The organism is Streptomyces sp. NPDC017246, from assembly GCF_044331325.1.
Classification (GTDB): domain Bacteria; phylum Actinomycetota; class Actinomycetes; order Streptomycetales; family Streptomycetaceae; genus Streptomyces.
Genome location: NZ_JBIRMW010000025.1, coordinates 4,697 through 22,743 on the forward strand (window position 1 = coordinate 4,697; position 18,047 = coordinate 22,743).

20 protein-coding genes are annotated in these 18,047 nt (G+C 70.1%); 11 read left to right on the top strand and 9 right to left on the bottom strand.

What is annotated here, in order from left to right; all coding sequences use genetic code 11:
* Positions 1-161 precede the first annotated feature (161 nt).
* Complete coding sequence (locus ACH4MY_RS36305) at positions 162-1,514, bottom strand: NAD(P)-binding domain-containing protein (protein ID WP_398008842.1); 1,353 nt, start codon at positions 1,512-1,514, stop codon at positions 162-164.
* A 114-nt stretch (positions 1,515-1,628) separates the two neighbouring features.
* Here ACH4MY_RS36305 and ACH4MY_RS36310 point away from each other — a divergent pair, with 114 nt between their 5' ends.
* Together ACH4MY_RS36310 and ACH4MY_RS36315 are read left to right on the top strand one after the other, a co-directional pair.
* A complete protein-coding gene (locus ACH4MY_RS36310) occupies positions 1,629-1,994 on the top strand; it encodes an ArsR/SmtB family transcription factor (protein ID WP_398008843.1) in 366 nt (121 codons plus the stop codon).
* Positions 1,991-2,485 (top strand): GNAT family N-acetyltransferase, encoded by a 495-nt coding sequence (locus tag ACH4MY_RS36315; protein ID WP_398008845.1) that lies wholly within the window; start codon positions 1,991-1,993, stop codon positions 2,483-2,485. Before ACH4MY_RS36310 ends, ACH4MY_RS36315 begins: the two co-directional genes overlap by 4 nt.
* Before the next feature lie 26 nt (positions 2,486-2,511).
* On the opposite strand, the gene ACH4MY_RS36320 is transcribed toward ACH4MY_RS36315, so the two are convergent.
* The 4 genes from ACH4MY_RS36320 to ACH4MY_RS36335 form a co-directional block, all read right to left on the bottom strand.
* Positions 2,512-3,672, bottom strand: a complete 1,161-nt coding sequence (locus tag ACH4MY_RS36320; protein ID WP_398008846.1) for a hypothetical protein — start codon at positions 3,670-3,672, stop codon at positions 2,512-2,514.
* 245 nt (positions 3,673-3,917) lie between these two features.
* Entirely contained in the window at positions 3,918-4,973 is a 1,056-nt protein-coding gene (locus ACH4MY_RS36325) for an ArsO family NAD(P)H-dependent flavin-containing monooxygenase (protein ID WP_398008848.1), read from the bottom strand.
* Positions 4,970-6,049: an ACR3 family arsenite efflux transporter gene (gene arsB / locus ACH4MY_RS36330; protein WP_398008850.1), complete on the bottom strand. Its 1,080-nt coding sequence runs from the start codon at positions 6,047-6,049 to the stop codon at positions 4,970-4,972. Before arsB ends, ACH4MY_RS36325 begins: the two co-directional genes overlap by 4 nt.
* Positions 6,046-6,354: an ArsR/SmtB family transcription factor gene (locus ACH4MY_RS36335; RefSeq protein ID WP_398008852.1), complete on the bottom strand. Its 309-nt coding sequence runs from the start codon at positions 6,352-6,354 to the stop codon at positions 6,046-6,048. The genes arsB and ACH4MY_RS36335 overlap by 4 nt, the downstream gene beginning before the upstream one ends.
* 113 nt (positions 6,355-6,467) lie before the next feature.
* On the opposite strand from ACH4MY_RS36335, the gene ACH4MY_RS36340 reads away from it, so the two are divergent.
* The 3 genes from ACH4MY_RS36340 (at position 6,468) to ACH4MY_RS36350 (ending at position 8,932) form a co-directional block, all read left to right on the top strand.
* A complete protein-coding gene (locus ACH4MY_RS36340; protein WP_398008854.1) occupies positions 6,468-6,887 on the top strand; it encodes an arsenate reductase ArsC in 420 nt (139 codons plus the stop codon).
* A gap of 6 nt (positions 6,888-6,893) precedes the next feature.
* Positions 6,894-7,874, top strand: a complete 981-nt coding sequence (gene trxB, locus ACH4MY_RS36345; RefSeq protein ID WP_398008856.1) for a thioredoxin-disulfide reductase — start codon at positions 6,894-6,896, stop codon at positions 7,872-7,874.
* A 275-nt stretch (positions 7,875-8,149) separates the two neighbouring features.
* On the top strand, positions 8,150-8,932 hold the full coding sequence (locus ACH4MY_RS36350) for an IS5 family transposase (RefSeq protein ID WP_398008858.1): 783 nt from the start codon (positions 8,150-8,152) through the stop codon (positions 8,930-8,932).
* On the opposite strand, the gene ACH4MY_RS36355 is transcribed toward ACH4MY_RS36350, so the two are convergent.
* Positions 8,898-9,392, bottom strand: coding sequence for a hypothetical protein (locus ACH4MY_RS36355; protein WP_398008859.1), 495 nt, complete (start codon positions 9,390-9,392; stop codon positions 8,898-8,900). The genes ACH4MY_RS36350 and ACH4MY_RS36355 overlap by 35 nt on opposite strands.
* Positions 9,393-9,703: 311 nt before the next feature.
* On the opposite strand from ACH4MY_RS36355, the gene ACH4MY_RS36360 reads away from it, so the two are divergent.
* Entirely contained in the window at positions 9,704-10,714 is a 1,011-nt protein-coding gene (locus ACH4MY_RS36360; RefSeq protein ID WP_398008861.1) for a recombinase family protein, read from the top strand.
* Between the two features lie 33 nt (positions 10,715-10,747).
* On the opposite strand, the gene ACH4MY_RS36365 is transcribed toward ACH4MY_RS36360, so the two are convergent.
* The gene (locus tag ACH4MY_RS36365; protein ID WP_398008955.1) at positions 10,748-11,356 is read right to left on the bottom strand and encodes a transposase; all 609 of its coding nucleotides are present in this window, start codon (positions 11,354-11,356) and stop codon (positions 10,748-10,750) included.
* Positions 11,242-11,853, bottom strand: a complete 612-nt coding sequence (locus tag ACH4MY_RS36370) for a winged helix-turn-helix domain-containing protein (protein WP_398008863.1) — start codon at positions 11,851-11,853, stop codon at positions 11,242-11,244. Before ACH4MY_RS36370 ends, ACH4MY_RS36365 begins: the two co-directional genes overlap by 115 nt.
* A gap of 563 nt (positions 11,854-12,416) precedes the next feature.
* Here ACH4MY_RS36370 and ACH4MY_RS36375 point away from each other — a divergent pair.
* Positions 12,417-12,908, top strand: a complete 492-nt coding sequence (locus ACH4MY_RS36375; RefSeq protein WP_398008865.1) for a DUF5655 domain-containing protein — start codon at positions 12,417-12,419, stop codon at positions 12,906-12,908.
* Between the two features lie 96 nt (positions 12,909-13,004).
* On the opposite strand, the gene ACH4MY_RS36380 is transcribed toward ACH4MY_RS36375, so the two are convergent.
* Positions 13,005-13,751, bottom strand: coding sequence for a DNA-methyltransferase (locus ACH4MY_RS36380; protein ID WP_398008866.1), 747 nt, complete (start codon positions 13,749-13,751; stop codon positions 13,005-13,007).
* Between the two features lie 565 nt (positions 13,752-14,316).
* On the opposite strand from ACH4MY_RS36380, the gene ACH4MY_RS36385 reads away from it, so the two are divergent.
* The 4 genes from ACH4MY_RS36385 (at position 14,317) to ACH4MY_RS36400 (ending at position 18,005) form a co-directional block, all read left to right on the top strand.
* Positions 14,317-15,459, top strand: a complete 1,143-nt coding sequence (locus ACH4MY_RS36385; protein WP_398008868.1) for a C40 family peptidase — start codon at positions 14,317-14,319, stop codon at positions 15,457-15,459.
* A gap of 90 nt (positions 15,460-15,549) precedes the next feature.
* Positions 15,550-15,858, top strand: coding sequence for a DUF6112 family protein (locus tag ACH4MY_RS36390; RefSeq protein ID WP_263550123.1), 309 nt, complete (start codon positions 15,550-15,552; stop codon positions 15,856-15,858).
* Positions 15,858-16,547, top strand: a complete 690-nt coding sequence (locus ACH4MY_RS36395) for a hypothetical protein (RefSeq protein WP_398008870.1) — start codon at positions 15,858-15,860, stop codon at positions 16,545-16,547. Before ACH4MY_RS36390 ends, ACH4MY_RS36395 begins: the two co-directional genes overlap by 1 nt.
* 27 nt (positions 16,548-16,574) lie before the next feature.
* The gene (locus ACH4MY_RS36400; RefSeq protein ID WP_398008872.1) at positions 16,575-18,005 is read left to right on the top strand and encodes an ATP-binding protein; all 1,431 of its coding nucleotides are present in this window, start codon (positions 16,575-16,577) and stop codon (positions 18,003-18,005) included.
* The last annotated feature ends 42 nt before the right edge of the window (positions 18,006-18,047 follow it).

Sequence of the window (18,047 nt, forward strand, 5' to 3'; positions counted from 1 at the left end):
GGTGGGGGGGTTGTGGGGGGTTTTCTGGCGGGGTATGGCTTTTTAGACTTTCCCCGGGGGGGTGGTGGGGGGGGCGGCCGGGGGGGGGGGGGGGGGGGGGGGCCCCCCCCCCCCCCCCGCCCGGGGCGCGCCCACGCCGGCCTTGGTGTTGGGCATGTTGGTCAGCAGCCGCCGGAGGCGGGGGCGCCGATGGTCAGGGTCGCGGGGGCCGCGCAGCAGCCCCCGCCGCTGGCTTCTTCGGCGGCCTGGGGCTGGTCGAAGAGACCCGCCCCGCCGCACACGCCGGTCTCCGGGAGGGTCAGCTCCACGCGTTCGGCGGCTTCCTGGTCGCCGGCGAGGTGGGCGGCGATGGAGCGGACCTGCTCGTAGCCGGTCATGGCCAGGAAGGTCGGGGCGCGGCCGTAGGACTTCATTCCGACCAGGTACACGCCCTTCTCCGGGTGCGAGAGCTCGTTGACGCCGTGCGGGTAGACGGTGCCGCAGGAGTGCTGGTTCGGGTCGATCAGCGGGGCCAGCTCAGTGGGGGCCTGGAGGCGCTCGTCGAGGCCGAGGCGCAGTTCGGAGACGAAGGACAGGTCGGGGCGCAGGCCGGTGAGGACGATGACCTCGTCGACCGGGTCGAGGCGGCGTCCGTCCTCGGCGACCAGGACCAGGCGGTCGCCGTCGCGTTCGACTGTGTCGGTGCGGAAGCCGGTGACCGCGTCGGCGTATCCGTCGTCGACGGCGGCCTTGGCGGCGAGGCCCAGGGCGCCGCGGGCGGGCAGCTGGTCGGCGCTGCCGCCGCCGAACGTGGAGCCGGAAATGCCGCGCCGCAGGATCCATACGGCGTGGGTGCCGGGCGCTTCCTTGGCGAGTTCGGCGAGGTAGGCCAGGGCGGTGAAGGCGGAGGCGCCGGAGCCGATGACGGCGGTGCGCTTGCCGGCGTAGCGGGCGCGGGCGGCCGGGTTCTTGAGGTCGGGGATCCGGTAGGAGATCCGGTCCGAGGCGGCCTTCTCGCCGAGGGCGGGCAGGCCGTCGCCGCCGATGGGGCTGGGCGTGGACCAGGTGCCGGAGGCGTCGATGACGGCGGAGGCCAGGATGCGTTCCTCGGTGCCGTCGGCGTTCACGATGCTGAGGGTGAAGGGCTGCTGCTCGCGGTCGGCGTCCACGATCCGGTCGCGGCCCTGGCGGGAGACGCCGGTGACGGTGGCGCCGTAGCGGACCTTGACACCGAGGACGTCGGCGAGCGGCTGGAGGTACAGGTTGGCCCAGTCCGCGCCGGACGGGTAGCTCGCACCGTCGGGGGCGCTCCAGCCGGTGGGGGCCAGGAGCTTCTCGGCGGCCGGGTCCACAAGCTCGGACCAGGTGGAGAACAGCCGTACGTGGCCCCATTCGCGTACCGCCGCGGCGGCGGCCGTTCCGGCTTCCAGGACCAGGGGCGTGATGCCGCGCCCGGTGAGGTGCGCTGCGGCTGCCAGGCCGGCGGGGCCCGCTCCGATCACGGCGACGGGCAGGGCTTCGGTGGATGCGTTCACGGCGGGCTCCCCAATTGATTCGACGTCTGTCGATGTCCTGACGCCTCAAGAATGCCTCCGGTATCGACGTTCGTCAACATAGACATCTGTCGAAGTTCGAAGGATGATGGGGGCATGTCCACTGTGAAGGTGTTGCCGCTGCTGGAGCCGGAGGCCGTGGCCCCGTGCTGCCCGCCCCTGACCGAGCGCCCGCTGACGGCCGAGGAGGCCGAACGGACCGCGCTCATGTTCAAGGCCCTCGGCGACCCGGTACGCCTGCGCCTGTTCTCCGCCGTCGCCTCCCACGAGGGCGGCGAGGCGTGCGTGTGCGACATCTCCGACGTAGGCGTCTCCCAGCCCACCGTCTCCCACCACTTGAAGAAGCTCCGCGAGGCGGGCCTGCTCTCCTCCGAACGGCGCGGGACCTGGGTGTACTACCGGGTCGAACCCGCGGTGCTCGGGGCCATGGGCCAGCTCCTCACCCGCGCGGCCGCCGCATGACCCTCACCGTCGCGCCGCTGACCAGCGCGCACGCGGACGAGGCCCTGGCGATCTACCAGGCGGGCATCGACGAGGGCAACGCCACCTTCGAGACCACCGCACCGACCTGGGCCGAGTTCGACGCGGCGAAGCTGCCCGAGCACCGCTTCGCCGCCCTGGACACCGACGGCAAGCTGCTGGGCTGGACGGCCGCCACCAAGGTGTCCGACCGCTGCGCGTACGCCGGAGTCGTGGAGCACTCGGTCTACGTCCACCCCGCAGCCCGGGGACGCGGCGTGGCGGGGCGGCTCCTGGCCGCCCTGGTGGAGTCGACCGAGGCCGCGGGGATCTGGACGATCCAGTCCGGGGTCTTCCCCGAGAACGCCGCCAGCCTCGCCGTCCACGTGCGGGCCGGGTTCCGGGTCATCGGCACCCGTGAGCGCATCGGCCGTCACCACGGCATCTGGCGTGATGTGGTCCTGCTGGAGCGCCGCAGCCCCCGCGTGATGTGAGGTCAGGCCATGGTCGGGGGACCGGTTCACGGTGCCGGGGGCGGTCCGGCTCGGTCGTGTCCGACCACGGTGCCTTCTTCGAAGGCCCGGTTCCAGGCTTCGCTGTAGATCTGCAAGTCCTCTGCAGGCAGTTCGAGGTCCCCGTGTACGCGCACGGTGGTGGTGTCCCACGGCCGTCCGTCGCGGCGGGGGGTGAGCAGGACACCGAGTGTGGAGGATTCGTCGGTTCGGGCGGTGCGTGAGGTGACCTCGTGGTGCCGAAGCTGCACGTAGGCCGAGAAGGCGGCCTGGACGTCGCGGTCGAAGCGGGTGGCCGCGCCGACGATGAGCTGGCGTGTTCCGTCCTCGTGGAGGAGGCGCCGGAAGCGCCATTTGCAGTGCTCATCGGGCACGTACGGGACATCGCGGAGCATGTCCAGCAGCAGGTGACCCCACTCCGCCCTGGCCGATACGGGAAGCCGGTCGAGGTCGGAGAGCACGGTGAAGCGGTTGAGCTCGGTCATCGAGTCACCGAGCCGGGTGAGAGCGATGTCTTCGAGCATGATGCGGATCATCCGGTGGACGTTCGTGCCGTCGCTGCCCGCGGGAGCCTGCGGCAGCCGCGGAGCGGAGAACAACGTCCCGCCGGCCCCGACCAGCTCGGTGTCGATGTCCGCAGGGGGTGCGGCAGCGTCTGCGGCGGCGAACTCGTAGTACCGCACGGGCTCGTCACCGAGGGGTACGGCAGGTTCGTCGGCGGCCCGGAAGAGGTAGTCGAGTACGGCGGTCGTGGAGCGCAGCTGATCGAAGAGGAAGTCCCAGTCACGGCGGGTGAGCGCGATGGCGGGCATGCCGAGTGTCTGCCATGTGGCCACGGCGTTCCGCGGTACGCGGGGGTGGTCCAGCAGGAACACCGCAATCCATTCGAACGCGTTGCCGTCGACGCGCAGTGTCCGGTCGCGGCCGTTGACCATGTCCGAAGGCACCATGCGCAGTTGCCGTACCGTGCCCTTGGCCTGGCTCATCGCCTTGGCCGCCACCTTCTGAATCCAGATGATCTCCTGGGCGTCGGCTTTGGGGTTGATGGTTCGGGCCTTGACCTGCACGACCGCGCCGCGGTTGCCGGCCAGGAGCAGCCGGTCGCCCAGTTCCCGGCGGCCTGATCCCTTGGTGGCGTGAGCGGCCTGCCGGAACACGAAGTCGGGCATGCCCCAGACGGCCGCTGCCGTGTGGGTCGCCTCTTCGGCTCCGGGGCCGTGCTCGATGTGGGATGGCAGAGGCAGGGCGGGTGGTATGCGACGTATGTGGGTGCCGGCGGGGGTGTCCACGATGAGCGTGAGCGCATCAGGGTCATCGTCTTGAAGGGGAAGCCACAGGCCGGGTGCAGGAGGTCGCGTCACGTGGCCATTAGACGCAATATTCAGCCAGGGTGTCCTGATCTTTGCGAAATCTGTCAGTGCACAAGGTCGGCGATCTGGCGGGCGGCTTCCCGGGCGGGGCGGCCGGCGCCGATGAGGGTGGCGGAGGCGGGGCCGGTCCAGTCCCCGTAGCCGAGCAGGTGCAGGCGCGGCTCGTCCACGGCGCGGGTGCCGGCGGTGGCGATGTGGCCACGGCTGCCGCGCAGGCGCAGGGCGGCGAAGGGGGCGAGGGCGGGCCGGAAGCCGGTACACCAGATGATCGCGTCCGCCTCGGCCCGGGTGCCGTCGGCCCATTCGACGCCGGTGGCGGTGAGGCGGGCGAACATCGGCTTCGCACGGAGTAGCCCGGCGTCGCGGGCGGCACGGACCGGGGGTACGGCGACGATGTCGCCGAGGGAGGCGACGCCGCCGCTGTCGGTGCGTCCGGCGTCGAGGGCCTGGCGGCGGGCGGTTGCGGCGTCGAAGAGGGCCCGGCCGTCGATGTCGTCGGCGAGGTAGCGGGGCGGCCGCTGGGTGACCCAGGTCAGCTGGGCCGTGCCGGTGAGGTCGGCGGCGATCTGGGCGCCGGAATTACCTGCGCCGACCACGACGACGCGCTGCCCGGCGAACTCGGCGGGGCTGCGGTACTGCACGGTGTGCAGCTGACGGCCGGTGAACTCCCGGCGGCCGGAGACGGCGGGCAGGAAAGGCCGGGTCCAGGTTCCCGTCGCGCTGACGACCGCACGGGCCTTCCAGTCGCCGCCGTCCGTCTCGACGCGCAGGAAGGCGCCGTCGCGGTGGACGGCCGAGACCCATACACCGCGGTGGACCGGCAGCTCGTAGCGCTTCTCGTAGTCGGCGAGGTAGGAGACGACGTGCGCCGCGTCCGGGTAGAGCTCGCCGGGCTGGGGCGGCATGAGCCGGCCGGGCAGGGAGGAGCACTGGGCCGGGGAGAACAGGTGGAGGGAGTCCCAGGTGTGCCGCCAGGCCCCGCCCGCGTCCGCCTGGGCGTCGAGGATGACGTGCTCGACGCCCAGGCGGCGCAGGTGGTAGCCGGCGGCGAGCCCGGACTGGCCGCCGCCGATCACCACCACATCGGTGCGGAAGGTCACGCGACCGCCGTGAACTTCTTGCGCCAGGCCAGCGATACGTAGACCAGCGCGACCAGGACCGGAACCTCGATCAGCGGGCCGACGACCCCGGAGAGGGCCTGCCCGCTGGTGACGCCGAAGGTGGCGATGGCGACGGCGATGGCCAGCTCGAAGTTGTTGCCCGCCGCGGTGAACGCAAGGGTGGCGGTTCGGTCGTAGTTCAGACCGATGGCCTTGCCGAGGGCGAAGGTGCCGAACCACATCACCGCGAAGTACACGAGGAGCGGCAGTGCGATCCGGATCACGTCCAGCGGCTGGGAGGTGATGGTCTTGCCTTGGAGGGCGAAGAGGATGACGATCGTGAACAGCAGCCCGTACAGGGCCCATGGGCCGATCTTCGGCAGGAACTTCGCCTCGTAGGTCTCGCGGCCCAGCTTCTTCTCGCCGATGCGGCGGGTCAGGAACCCGGCCAGCAGCGGGACGCCGAGGAAGATGACCACGTTGAGGGCGATCTTCCACATGGAGATGTCGAGGTGCTCGCCGTCGCCCAGGCCCAGCCAGCCCGGCAGCAGGTCGAGGTAGAACCAGCCCAGCACGCCGAAGGCGATGACCTGGAAGACCGAGTTCAGGGCGACCAGGACGGCGGCGGCCTCGCGGTCGCCGCAGGCGAGGTCGTTCCAGATGATGACCATGGCGATGCAGCGCGCCAGGCCCACGATGATCAGGCCGGTGCGGTACTCGGGCAGGTCGGCCAAGAAGATCCAGGCCAGCGCGAACATCAACGCGGGGCCCAGAATCCAGTTGATGACGAGCGAAGAGATCATCAACTTGCGGTCGCCGGTCACCGCGTCGAGCTTGTCGTAGCGGACCTTCGCCAGGACCGGGTACATCATCACGAGCAGGCCGACCGCGATCGGGAGGGAGATCCCGCCGATCTCGACCTTGGCGAGGGCGTCGTTCAGGCCGGGGATCAGGCGGCCGAGCCCGAGGCCGAGTGCCATGGCGAGCAGGATCCAGACCGCGAGGAAGCGGTCGAGGGTGGAGAGCTTCCGGACGACCGAGGAGTCCTCGGCGGCGGGAGCTTGGGTGGGGGTCACGGACAGGCCCTCTTGTTCTCGGCAGCGGTGCGAGCGGACTCGGCCAGGTCGGCGAACTGGCCGGCGAGCTGGGCGATGACGTCCGGGCGCAGCTTGTAGTACACGAAGCGGCCGCACGGCTCGGTCTCCACGACCCCGGCCTCCCGCAGCACCTTCATGTGGTTGGAGAGGTTGGTCTGCTTGGCCCCGGTCTCCTCCACGAGGTGCGTGAGGCAGAGCGTCTCGCGGGCGAGCAGGGTCACGATCTGAAGCCTGAGGGGGTCGGCCAGGACTCGGATCACTTCAGTGTCGACTGACGTCATCATGGACTGATACTGTCACATCACTCCAGGCTGACACCAGTCCGGCCTGACCTGTGATGGTCGGATCGGGACCGGACGGTCTCGAAATCCCCCGCTCGCACACGAAGGAAGAGTCGATGTCCGCCACCCCGATCGCGTCCGTGCTGTTCGTCTGCATCCACAACGCAGGCCGCTCCCAGATGGCCGCCGGGTTCCTGCGCCACCTCGCGGGCGACCGCGTCGAGGTCCGTTCCGCCGGCTCCGTGCCCGGCGACAAGGTCAACCCCTCCGCGGTGGCCGCGATGGCCGAGCTGGGGATCGACATCTCCGACCAGCAGCCGAAGGTGCTGACCCCCGAGGCCGCCCAGGCGTCCGACTACATCATCACCATGGGCTGCGGCGATGCCTGCCCGTACTTCCCCGGCAAGACCTACCTCGACTGGCGGCTCGAAGACCCCGCGGGCCAGGGCGTCGAGGCCGTCCGACCCATCCGCGACGAGATCAAGACCCTCATCGAGGGCCTGATCGCCGACATCGACGCGAAGCCGGAGGCGTAGCCCGCCATGACCATAACGACCCAGGCCGGCGACGTGCGCGACGTCATCGTCATAGGCTCCGGCCCCGCCGGATACACCGCCGCCCTCTACACCGCTCGCGCCCAGCTGAAGCCCCTGCTCTTCGGCAGCAGCATCTTCGTCGGCGGATCCCTGACGACCACCACCGAGGTCGAGAACTTCCCCGGCTTCCCTGAGGGCGTCGACGGACCGGACCTCATGGCGAACATGCGGGCCCAGGCCGAGCGGTTCGGCGCCAAGATGATCGACGACGACATCGTGGCCGTCGACCTCACCGGCGACATCAAGCTCCTCACCGACTCGGAAGGCACCGTCCACCGCGCGAAGACCGTGATCATCGCGACCGGCTCCGGCTACCGCAAGCTCGGCCTGCCCAAGGAGGACGAACTCTCCGGACGGGGCGTGTCCTGGTGCGCGACCTGCGACGGGTTCTTCTTCCGGGACCGCGACATCGTCGTGGTCGGCGGCGGCGACACCGCCATGGAAGAAGCCACCTTCCTCACCCGCTTCGCCCGCTCCGTCACCATCGTCCACCGCCGCTCCACCCTGCGCGCCTCCAAGGTCATGCAGAACCGGGCCTTCACCGACGACAAGATCTCCTTCGCCTTCGACAGCGAAATCGCCGAGATCAAGGAGAGCGACACCAAGCTCTCCGGCGTCGTACTGCGCGACACCTTCACCGGCAAGACCCGAGACCTCGACGTCACCGGCCTGTTCATCGCGATCGGCCACGACCCGCGCACCGAGCTGTTCACCAGCCAGCTCGACCTCGACGACGAGGGCTACATCAAGGTCGAATCCCCTTCGACCCGCACCAGCCTGCCCGGCGTCTTCGCCGCCGGCGACGTCGTCGACCACACCTACCGCCAGGCCATCACCGCAGCCGGCACCGGCTGCGCCGCAGCCCTCGACGCCGAGCGTTACCTCGCCGCGCTGGCCGACCGGCAACCGGCTGCCGTCACGATCTGACCTCAGTGGCCGTTGTTCTATCGATCGTGGTGGGCGTGAGTTCGAGTGTGGTTGCCCGGCCGGGTGATCTTCTGGTGCTCTGGGCATGAAGGCAGGGCCTCCCGAACAGCTCGTGGGTGTCGAATCCATCCGAGCGTCAGGAGACCCTGGTGCCGCAGTCTTTCGTGTTGTCCACCGCGTCGTCCAACTCGTCTTCCCGGTCGTGTGACTGCCTCGCCCACGTGTACGGGAATGCGGTTGATCGTCCGAGCCGGGAGCCTCGGTATCCGTCGGACATGACGGACGCGGAATGGGCTGAGGTCCGTGCCGCGCTTCCGGTGCCGGCCTGGCTGGAGGGCCGGGGCGGGCAGCCGGAGGGCTACTGCCACCGGCAGATGGTCGACGCGGTCCGATACTTGGTCGCGGGCGGTATCTCCTGGCGGGCGATGCCCGTGGACTTCCCCGCGTGGGACCGGGTTTACGCCTTCTTCCGGCGCTGGCGCGACAAGGGCTGGACGGCCGAGTTCCATGATCGGCTGCGGGACCGGATCCGTGAAGTGGCCGGACGCGACCGGGAGCCGACCGCGGGCATCATCGATGCCCAGTCGGTGAAGGCGGCCGCGTCGGTGCCGGCCGCGTCCAGGGGCTTCGACGGCGGCAAGAAGGTCAACGGCCGTAAGCGCCGCATTGTGGTGGACACCCTCGGCCTGCTCTTGGCCGTCGTGGTCACGGCGGCGTCCGTCACCGACCGGGACGCCGGACAGAAGTTGCTGGCCCGGCTGTGCGAGCGGCACTGGCGCATCACGCTGGTCTGGGCCGACGGCGGCTACACCGGCCAACTCGTCGACTTCGCCCGCAACGTGCTGCGGATCGCGCTGACGGTAGTCAAACGCAGCGACGACACCACAGGCTTCGTCGTCCTGCCGAAAAGATGGCTTGTCGAGCGCACGTTCGCATGGCTGATGCACTCACGCCGCCTGGCCCGCGACTACGAAACCCGCACCGACAGCGCCGAGGCGATGATCAGGTGGTCGATGAGCATGGTCATGAGCCGCCGCCTCGCCCGGCGACGGCGCTGAACATCCCCGGTCGTCCCTCCGCGATCCAGCCTCGCGCGGCCAGGCGTTTCACCTTCGACCGGACGCCCTCCACCTTCGCGGGCACCGGCTCCAGCCCGACCGCCACCGCGAGCTGCCGACAGTCCATCGCCCCGGCACCCGACCCGCTCTCACCAGTCAGAGCATCCACGAGTTGCTGGTAATCCGGCGCCAGCACCGCAGCAGCGAGCCCTTCCCGCCACACGGGGACCACCGAGCCGGCCACCGCACCCATCACCCGCGACGGCCCCTCGCCGACCACCACGACCGGTGACACCTCCTGGCCTCCGCACGGTTCCGCCAGGACCTCGGCCACCGTCTCGCGGGCGATTACGAACCGCTCCCACACAGCCTCTGCCTCCCGCAGCTCGGCCTGAAGGACGTCCACCCGCTGCCGCGCGACGCGTTCACGCTCCTCCAACAGCCCCATCACCGACGGCATCCAGCACCTCCACCGAAGAGACGACACGACATCTCGTCCCTGCCACCGAAACACCGGCCCCATCCCTGACCAGCGAAAACACACCCATCACGCTCGGAAAGACAACGGCTTCTCAGGTCAGGACCCGCTGGGTGGGAGGGAAGCGCCGTGCGCCCTCCCACCCAGCAGCAGGCGCCCTCGATTCTCACAAATGACCATCTGTGAGAGTTCCGCGACAGTCCCGGGAGTGCTCGCGTTTCCGCAGGTCGCCGTTCGCAAAAGTCCTCTCGAAACCCGCATGTTGTGCGACGGGGTTCTGAGAGACTCCCGGCATGGATCTCACGCCCGATCAGGCCGCATTGGCGGTAGAGCGTCACGACTGCCCAAACTGTGACGCGCTCGCTGGCAGCGCCTGCCGCACCCGGGGCGGGAAGACCGCCGCGAAGTACCACACCTCCCGCTTCGTCCTCGTACCCGCGCTCCGCGAGGAACTGGAGATCCTTGTCCCCGCCGACCGCGGGCCCGGCCGCGGGTGGAAGCAGGGCCCGGCGCTCGCCGTCGTACCTGCCCCGCGCACCGAGCGGCTGGTGCGGATCGGGTACGCCAGGACGTCGACCGCGCGACAGGAGCTGGCGAGCCAGCTCGAAGCCCTCCACCGCGCCGAGTGCCACAAGGTCTTCAAGGAGCAGATCAGCACCCGGGTGAAGGTGCGGCCCGAGCTGGAGAAGGCGCTCGCGCTGGCCCACCAGTTCAAGGAGGCCGCCCCCGAGGCGCCCGTCATCCTTACGGTGCACGAGCTTAAGCGCCTGGCCAGGAACGCCGCCGAGCTGATGACGCTGTCCGCCGACCTCCAAGCCGGCGGCATCCAGCTCGAACTCCTCACCGGCCCGCTCACCGGGATCTACGACCCCAACGGCATGGGTGCCATGTTCTTCGCCGTCCTGGCCGTCGCAGGGCAGATCGAGCGCAACTACATCCGGGAGAAGACCCTCGAAGGCCAGGTCACCGCAGCGGCCAAGGGCAACCACGGTGGACGCCCGAAGGTCATCGACGACGACATGCTCACCTTCGCCGTCGCCCTCAAGGACAAAGGTGTCCCCGTCCCCGAGATCGCGAAGAAGCTGACCATCAAGACCGGGAAGAACGCGGGCAAGCACCCCTCAGTGGCCTCGCTCTATCGGGCACTCGCCGAAGGCGAGGCAGCCGCGGCGGACGACCACCTGCCGCTGCGGCCCAAGCCCGTCCGCATCCGCCGCCCCGAGGACCCACTCACCGCCGCGGAGATCGACCTCCGCGAACGGCTTCAGTCCCAGCCCCATCCGAACGCCGAGAGTCGCAGTTGAGAGCCGCAATCAAGGCTTACTGACTTCGGCTTGTCAGGGTGAAGCTGGTGTGTCGAGGGTCAGGCCGGTGCCGGCTATGAAGCCGTCGAGTGTGTGGGGCCGGTATTGGAGGCGTTTGAGGCGGTTGCGAACGAGTGTTTCGAGCTGGTCGAGGGCCATGACGGCGAGGTTGGCGAGGCTCCGCTTGACGTGGGCCCATACCCACTCGACGGGGTTGAGATCAGGCGAGTAGGCGGGCAGCAGGAACACCGTCAGCCATTCCCGCTCGGCGACGAGGTCCCGCATCCTGCGCGAGACGTGGGTGTTCAGCCGGTCCCAGACCAGCACGATGGGCGCCCTGACCAGCTGGTGCACGCCATCGATCAGCGCGATGAAGTCCCGCTCGCCCATGCTGCGGCGTGTGCCCTTCCCCGCCGGATGGCTCCGCAGGCGGTGACACAGCCGGGTCCGGGACCCCGGTCGCATCGCGATCAGCCCGGCCACCGAGAGCCGTCCCGAACGCCGGCCGCTGATGGTGACGACCGGAGTCACCCCGCGCCGGCCCCAGGTCCGTCCCCTCGGCGGCCTGCGGGTGAAACCTGCTTCGTCCTCGAAGCAGACGTAGCCCCCGCAGGCCGCCCTCGCTCTTTTACCTCCGCCCAGGTCGCCTCCTTCCACGCGGTGACAACCTGCTCATCACGCTCAGCCACCCGCCGGGCGGGGACCTGCGGAGAGAAACCGAGCCGGTGCATCAACCGCGTGGCACCCGAGACGCTGTAGGAGACGTGGAACTTGCGGCCGATCAGCGTGGCCACCCGCGTTGCGGTCCACACCTGGTCCTCCACCCACCCATGCACGGCCGGACCCTGCTCCAGATACACGGCCAGCTTCTCCAAAGACCGCTGGGACAGACGGCACCGCGACCCACTTGGCCCCCGGGAGGCCAGAGCCTGGACACCACCGTCTCGCCACAACTGGTGCCACAGATAGGCCGACTTCACGCTCACCCGCAGCCGTCGCGCAACCTCCGACGGCTTGACTCTCTGCTCGAAGAGTTCAACCGCCTGCATCCGTACCGTCTCCCGGCGCCGACGCCCCGCAGGCGTCAGCCCGCCCCCATCCGCATCTCTCACACACCACCGATACAGCCACCCACCCACACGAATCAGGGACTTCGCGAAGATTCACCCCGACGAGCTCAAGTCAGTAGCGCCAACGGCTGTACCGCTGGCCCCCATGGCCGAGGTTGGCAAGAACGCGGGCAAGTCGCCCTCGGTCGCCTCGCTCTACCGGGCACTCGCCGAAGCCGAAGCCGCCACGGTCGAAGACGACCTGAACACCAAGACCCTCAGCTAGATCCCATGATCAATCTCGTCGATAACCGCTGTACCGATGTGCCCCGAGGCCGGGGAAGCAGCCGGGCGGGCTCCGTGGGCCACACGCTACCGGCCGCTGCGGATCACCATCCGCACCTGACCGCCGTCGACCTAGGACGTCCGCGAAACGTCACCCGATCGAGGGGTGGGGCCACTTCAGACCGTTCTTCTGCGACACCGCCCCGACCCGTCACCCACACGGCCCAAAAGTGGGGCCAGTCGAAACCGTTCCAGTGGGGCCACAACACACCGTCGAGAACACGGAGGTCTTCGGGATCGTACGGGTACCACAGGCACAGCGCATTGTCCGTGGCGTAGCGATGTTTGGACGCGGCACCCGGATTGGCGTGGACCCGGGGGAAGTCCTGGGGCCGCTGCCCGTACGTGTCGTACCGGGGATCGGCGTAGAAGCTGACCGTGACCAGGACAGGATCCGTTTCGCCGACGACGTCGAGGGTGGAGAGGCGGTAGGTCAACCGCCCGTCTCCGTTCCTGCGCCGGCGGGTGCTGGTCTCGTCCCGGAGTGCCTGCGGGACCTGTTCGCGGAGGTGGACGAGGCGCTGACGGCGTGGGGCGAGGTCGAGGTGGCGGCGCTGCGGCACTACATCGCCTACCGGCGGCTGGTGAACGTGGCGTCGGTGATCTTCCGTCCGAAGCGCCAGGTCATCCTGGTCTATCTCAGACTCGACCCGGACTCGGTCGTGCTGGAGGAGGGCTTCACCCGGGGCATGCGTGGTGTCGGGCATCTCGGGACGGGGGACCTGGAGGTGCGTATCGCTTCGGTGGAGGACCTGGAGAAGGCGGCGCCGTTGATCCGGCGGGCGTTCGAGGCGGCCTGAGACAAGCGGAAGGGCGGCTGGAGCATCGGTTTCTCGATGTTCCAGCCGCCCTTCGGCGTCTGCGGCCCGCCGGCCCCGGGTTGTTCGTTCTCATGATTAGTTCTCCGGTCCGGCCAGGGTGAAGTCGTCCTGTTCCAGCTCGGCGCGCAGGCGCCGTTCGGCGATGTCGGCGTAGTGCGGGGAGAGTTCGGCGCCGACGAAGTTCCGGCCTTCGCGGAGGGTGGCGACGCCCGTGGAGCCGCTTCCGGTGAAGAGGTCGAGGACGGTGCCGCCTTCGGGGCAGACCTGGACGAGCTGCCGCATGATCCCGACGGGCTTCTGGGTGATGTGGACCCGGCCCTTGCGGGGCTGGGAGGCGATGTAGTGGCCGGGGAGGTAGAGGTCGCGGGTGTTGTCGAGGGATCCCTTGACGCCCCAGACGATGAACTCGGAGTCCTGCTTCGGCCCGCCCTTGCGGGGCCGGCTCGCGGGCTTGATCCACGGGAGGGTGCCGCTCCAGGTCCAGCCGGCCATCTGCAGGGCGTCGGTCGTGGTCGGTTCCTGGCGCCAGTCGGAGAAGACCATGGCCACCGCGTGCTCGGTGGAGGCCCGGTACGCCTCGGTGAGCAGTTCGGTCAGCCAGGAGCGGTAGGAGCGCTGGTCGCGGTTCTCGCCGGGGAAGTCGGCGAGACCGTGCGCCGAGTTGCTGGTGACGTACTTGGCACGGGCGGTGCGTCCGGTGCGCTCAGAGCTCGTACGTCCGCCGGAGTTGTACGGGGGCTCGGTGATCACGGCGTTGACGCTCTCGTCCGGGAGGGACTTCAGCACGGTAAGGGCGTCGCCTCGGTGCAGCGTGTAGCTCATGGGAGGGCCTTTCTTCTGGACGCGGAGGGTCGTGAGCCCGTACCGGACAGCGCGCAACGGCGCTCGTTCCTGGCGGGGTTGTGCCGGAGGTTAGCCGTGGAGTCCGGCCGAACCCAACGAAGCGGCGGTGGCTCGGGGCCAGGGTCGGGGGTCGTTTGGCGCGGCCGGAATCGCGGTCTACTGTCTCGCCGTGTCACCGGGAAGAAGCCTCGCTCCACCCCCGCTGACCTGTGCTTATCCGTTCCGCAGCGCACGGATAAGCGTGTTCCCCTCGTGTCCCCTGCCGTCAGGAGCCCCTGGTGTTCTGCCTGAGATTACGAGCGCGGCCGGCTGCCGCGCGTGACCTGAGACCGGCGTCCGGGAGCCGCCAACTCCCCTGACCCCGGGCCCGCCCGAGCGGCGGATGCACACCGGCGCGGTGCCGGCGGCTTTGCACGAGAAGCCGGCACCGCGCCTCCTACGAACATCGAGGAGCCGCTGCGATGCAGCATGTCCTGATACCTCCGCGCCCCGACCCGACGCCGTCACCCGGCCGGCCCCGCCGCCCCGGTGAACGGCGGCGGCGATGAAGAAGACCGCGAAGGGCGTCGTCGGACTGTTCACTGCCGGCTCGATGCTGCTGGTCGTGCCGGTCCTCGCCTTCGGCGCCGGTACCGCTTCGGCCTCCTGCCCGACCGGCGGCGCGCAGTCCGTGGACACCGCGGCGGTCGCCGGCCAGGTGAAGGCCATCCTGGAAGGCGGCGGCAGGGCGTCGGTCTCCGTGCCCGGTCTGGACAATCCGGCCGAGCAGATCCCTTTCGCCAAGACGATCCAGGCCACCGGCGTCGCGATGAACATCCCGGCCCGGGGGCAGATCGTGGCCCTGGCGACCGCCCTGCAGGAGAGCGGGCTGCGGAACCTGACCTGGGGCGACCGTGACTCGCTGGGCCTGTTCCAGCAGCGGCCTTCGATGGGCTGGGGTACGGCGAACCAGATCCTCGACCCGGTGCACGCCAGCACCAAGTTCTACGAGGGGCTCAAGAAGGTCTCGGGCTGGGAGTCCCTGTCGATCACCCAGGCCGCCCAGGCGGTGCAGCGGTCGGGCTTCCCGGAGGCGTACGCCAAGTGGGAGCCGCTGGCCACGGCCTTGCAGAAGGCCATCGAGCCCCTGCTGGCGAAGGCCGGTGGCGGTGGCGTGTCGCCGGATCCGGTGCCAGACGGTGCCGGCGGTCCTTCGCCCGGCACTGCGGGCGGCTGCAGCGCCGACGGGGACGGGACCGACTTCGGCACCATCCCGGCCGGCGCGCTGCCCAAGGACTACAGCATCCCCGCCAACGCTCCGCGAGAAGTCCAGACGGCGATCCGGTGGGCGCTCGGGCAGCTCGGCACGCCGTACCAGTGGGGCGGAACCTGCACCGATTCCCATGGCGACACGGCGATGGCCCGGTGCGACTGCTCCTCCTTGATGCAGCAGGCGTATAGGGCCGCCGGGGTCACGCTGACGCGGACGACGTACACGCAGGTCAAGGAGGGCAAGGCGGTGTCGGCCGACGCCCTTCGGCCGGGTGACCTCATCTTCACCGAGGGCACGGCCGCCGTGCCCGAGCACGTCGGCATGGCCATCGGCCAGGGTCTGATCGTGCACGCCCCGCGCCCCGGCGACGTGGTCCGCATCACGACCGTCGCCGCCTGGAAGCCAGGGATTCTCGCGGTCCGCCGAGTCGTCTGACCGGCGCTTCTCCACCCCTCTTCCCCCTTTCCCGCGCCGCCGCTCCGCCCTCACGGGCTTCGGCGCGCATTCATTCGAACTGGAGTTCTCGTGTATCTCGCCGAACAGGTCATACAGCTCGCCTACGACCCCGGGATCAAGCCGAACGAGGGCGGGCTGCCGGGCCTGAACGTCCTCAAGCAGGTGATGGGATCCATCAACCTCTTCGGGCTCGTCGCCGTGGTCGGCGCCCTCGCCGTCAGCGCGGGCGTGTGGGCCTGGGGCCACCACTCCGGCGGCCACCAGGCCGAGGCCAACGGCAAGAAGGGCGTCCTGGTGAGCGCTGGCGCGGCCCTTCTGCTCGGCGCGGCGAATGGTGTGGTGGCGTTCTTCAGCACGCTGGGGACGCAGGTCCACTGATGCCTTCCCACTCCTCCAACCCCGGCGGCGCATCTCGCGTGCGCCGCCGGGCGTTGCTCGGCACCGTCGTCCTGGCGCTGCTCGTCGCCCTCGCCAGCCTGGCCGCCTACCTCACCCGCGACGGCAGGCCCCCAGCCAAGACCGCGGCGGCACCTCCGAGTTCGCCGACGTCTTCCTCCTCGGCCGTCGCGCCGTCCGGGCCTCCCACGGTGACCACCCGTCCCCGCGCCCTGCCGGTTCCGCCGAAGACCAGCGACCCGATCGCCTTCGGGAAGGCAGCCGCAACGGCGTTGTGGTCGTACGACACCCGCGCGTACCCGCAGGCCGAACTGCGACGCGCTCTGCACGCGTGGCTGACCCCGGAGGCCAAGTACGCCGACGCGGCCTCCGTCGACCGGGGGATCCCCTCGCCGGTGCTGTGGAAGGAGATGGCCGCCAACGGCCAGTTCGCCACCGCCACGGTGAACGAGGGGCACTTCCCGAACGCCTTCACCCGGGCCCTTCAGGAGGACCCGGGCGCGATCACTACGGCGTACATCTACGCCGTCACGGTCTCGGGCAAGCAGACGATCGCCTGGAAGGGCTCGCCCGCCGGCGGCGCGGAGAGCCGCTCCACCACCCTCGCGGTCCAGTGCCGCCCCAACCAGCCCTGCGCCCTGGCCGGCGTCATGCCGTCCGTCGCGCCCTGACCCCCGCTCACGAAAGGAGGTACCACCATGGACGTCTGCGGCCTTCCCCTGATGGACAAGGTGTGCACCGCCGTCGACTTCGCCACCAACCCGGCCGGGGCCGTCACCGACGGCATCGGCGCGTGGATCGCGAAGTCGGCAGGAGAACTGGCGGCCAGCGCGGCGGACCTCGCCACCAAGGCCGTCAACCAGACGACCGCCATCGACCTCAACGCCGGCTGGTTCCGGGACAACTACCAGCTTCTGCTGCCCATCGGGCTCGCCCTGACCGTCGGCACGTTCTGCATCCAGCTCATGCTCGCGGCCTGGCGGCGCGACGAGCGGGCCCTGGCCCAGGCCGCGATCGGCACCATGACCGGCGTCCTGTTCAGCTTCTGCGCCATCACCTTCACCACCGTCGCCATCACCGTGGTCGACGCCCTGTCCGACGGCCTGTTCCAAGCCGCCAACACCTCGGTCGACGACGCGATCCGCCGCGTCGTGAAGATCAATGAGTTGGGGGCGATATACGGCCTGGGCTGGGGCGTTCCCGCCTTGGTCGCCCTGGGGTGCGCGATCGGCTCCTTCCTGTACTGGGGCGTCATGGTCGCCCGGAAGGTCGGCGTCTTGATCATGGTCTCCCTCGCCGTGCTCGCTGGCGCGGGCGGCGGTTGGGAGGTCGCAAAGCGCTGGCGGCGCGGCTGGATCGAGGCCACCGCCACCCTGGTCGTCTCTAAACTCCTGATGACCATCGTCTTCCTGATCGGCGTCTCCGCCATGGGCAAGAGCGACGCCAACGACGGCCTGTCGGCCCTGTCCGACGCGATGGCCGGCATCGTCGTGATGGTCCTGGTGCTGCTCTGCCCCTACGCGACGTACAAGTTCATCCACTGGGCGAGCGACGGCAGCGGCCACGACGACCTGCACCGCACCAGCGTCGCCGGCATGGCCATCGCCGCCGGGGCGGCGAAGACCGCCGCCAGCCTGGCGATGCAGGTCGGCACCGGAGCCCCCGCTCCCCAGGGACCGAGCCAGGTTCCCGGCGCGGGTGCCGACGGCGTCGCCTCCGGCATCAACCCCGCCGGCGGCAACCTCAGCAAGGAGGGCATCGACGCTGGCCCACCAAAGCAGCAGACCCGCTTCCGGTACGGCGAGGACCCGAACGCCCCCGGCGACAAGGGCCGGGCCCTGATCCAGCGCCCCGGCATCCCGCCGCTCATCACCCGTCCCGGCGGGGACGAAGCAGCCCCGTCCGCCGACGAGATCCCGGCCCCGGCGGCCCCTTCCGGTGTTCTCACCGGCGCGTCGGCTCCAGGCGGCAGCATGGTCTCCGTGCCGTCCGCCGCCCCCGGATCCCCGTGGTTCGCCGCCCGGGCCGCGCCGCCGGCCACACCCCCGCCGGCCTCGACCCCACCGGCCGTCGGTTCCCCGACACCGACCACCTGGGTGTACCCCACCCAGCCGCCCTCGGGTTCCTGACCCGTCACCACCGGGGGCGGACTGCCCCTCCGCAGTCCGCCC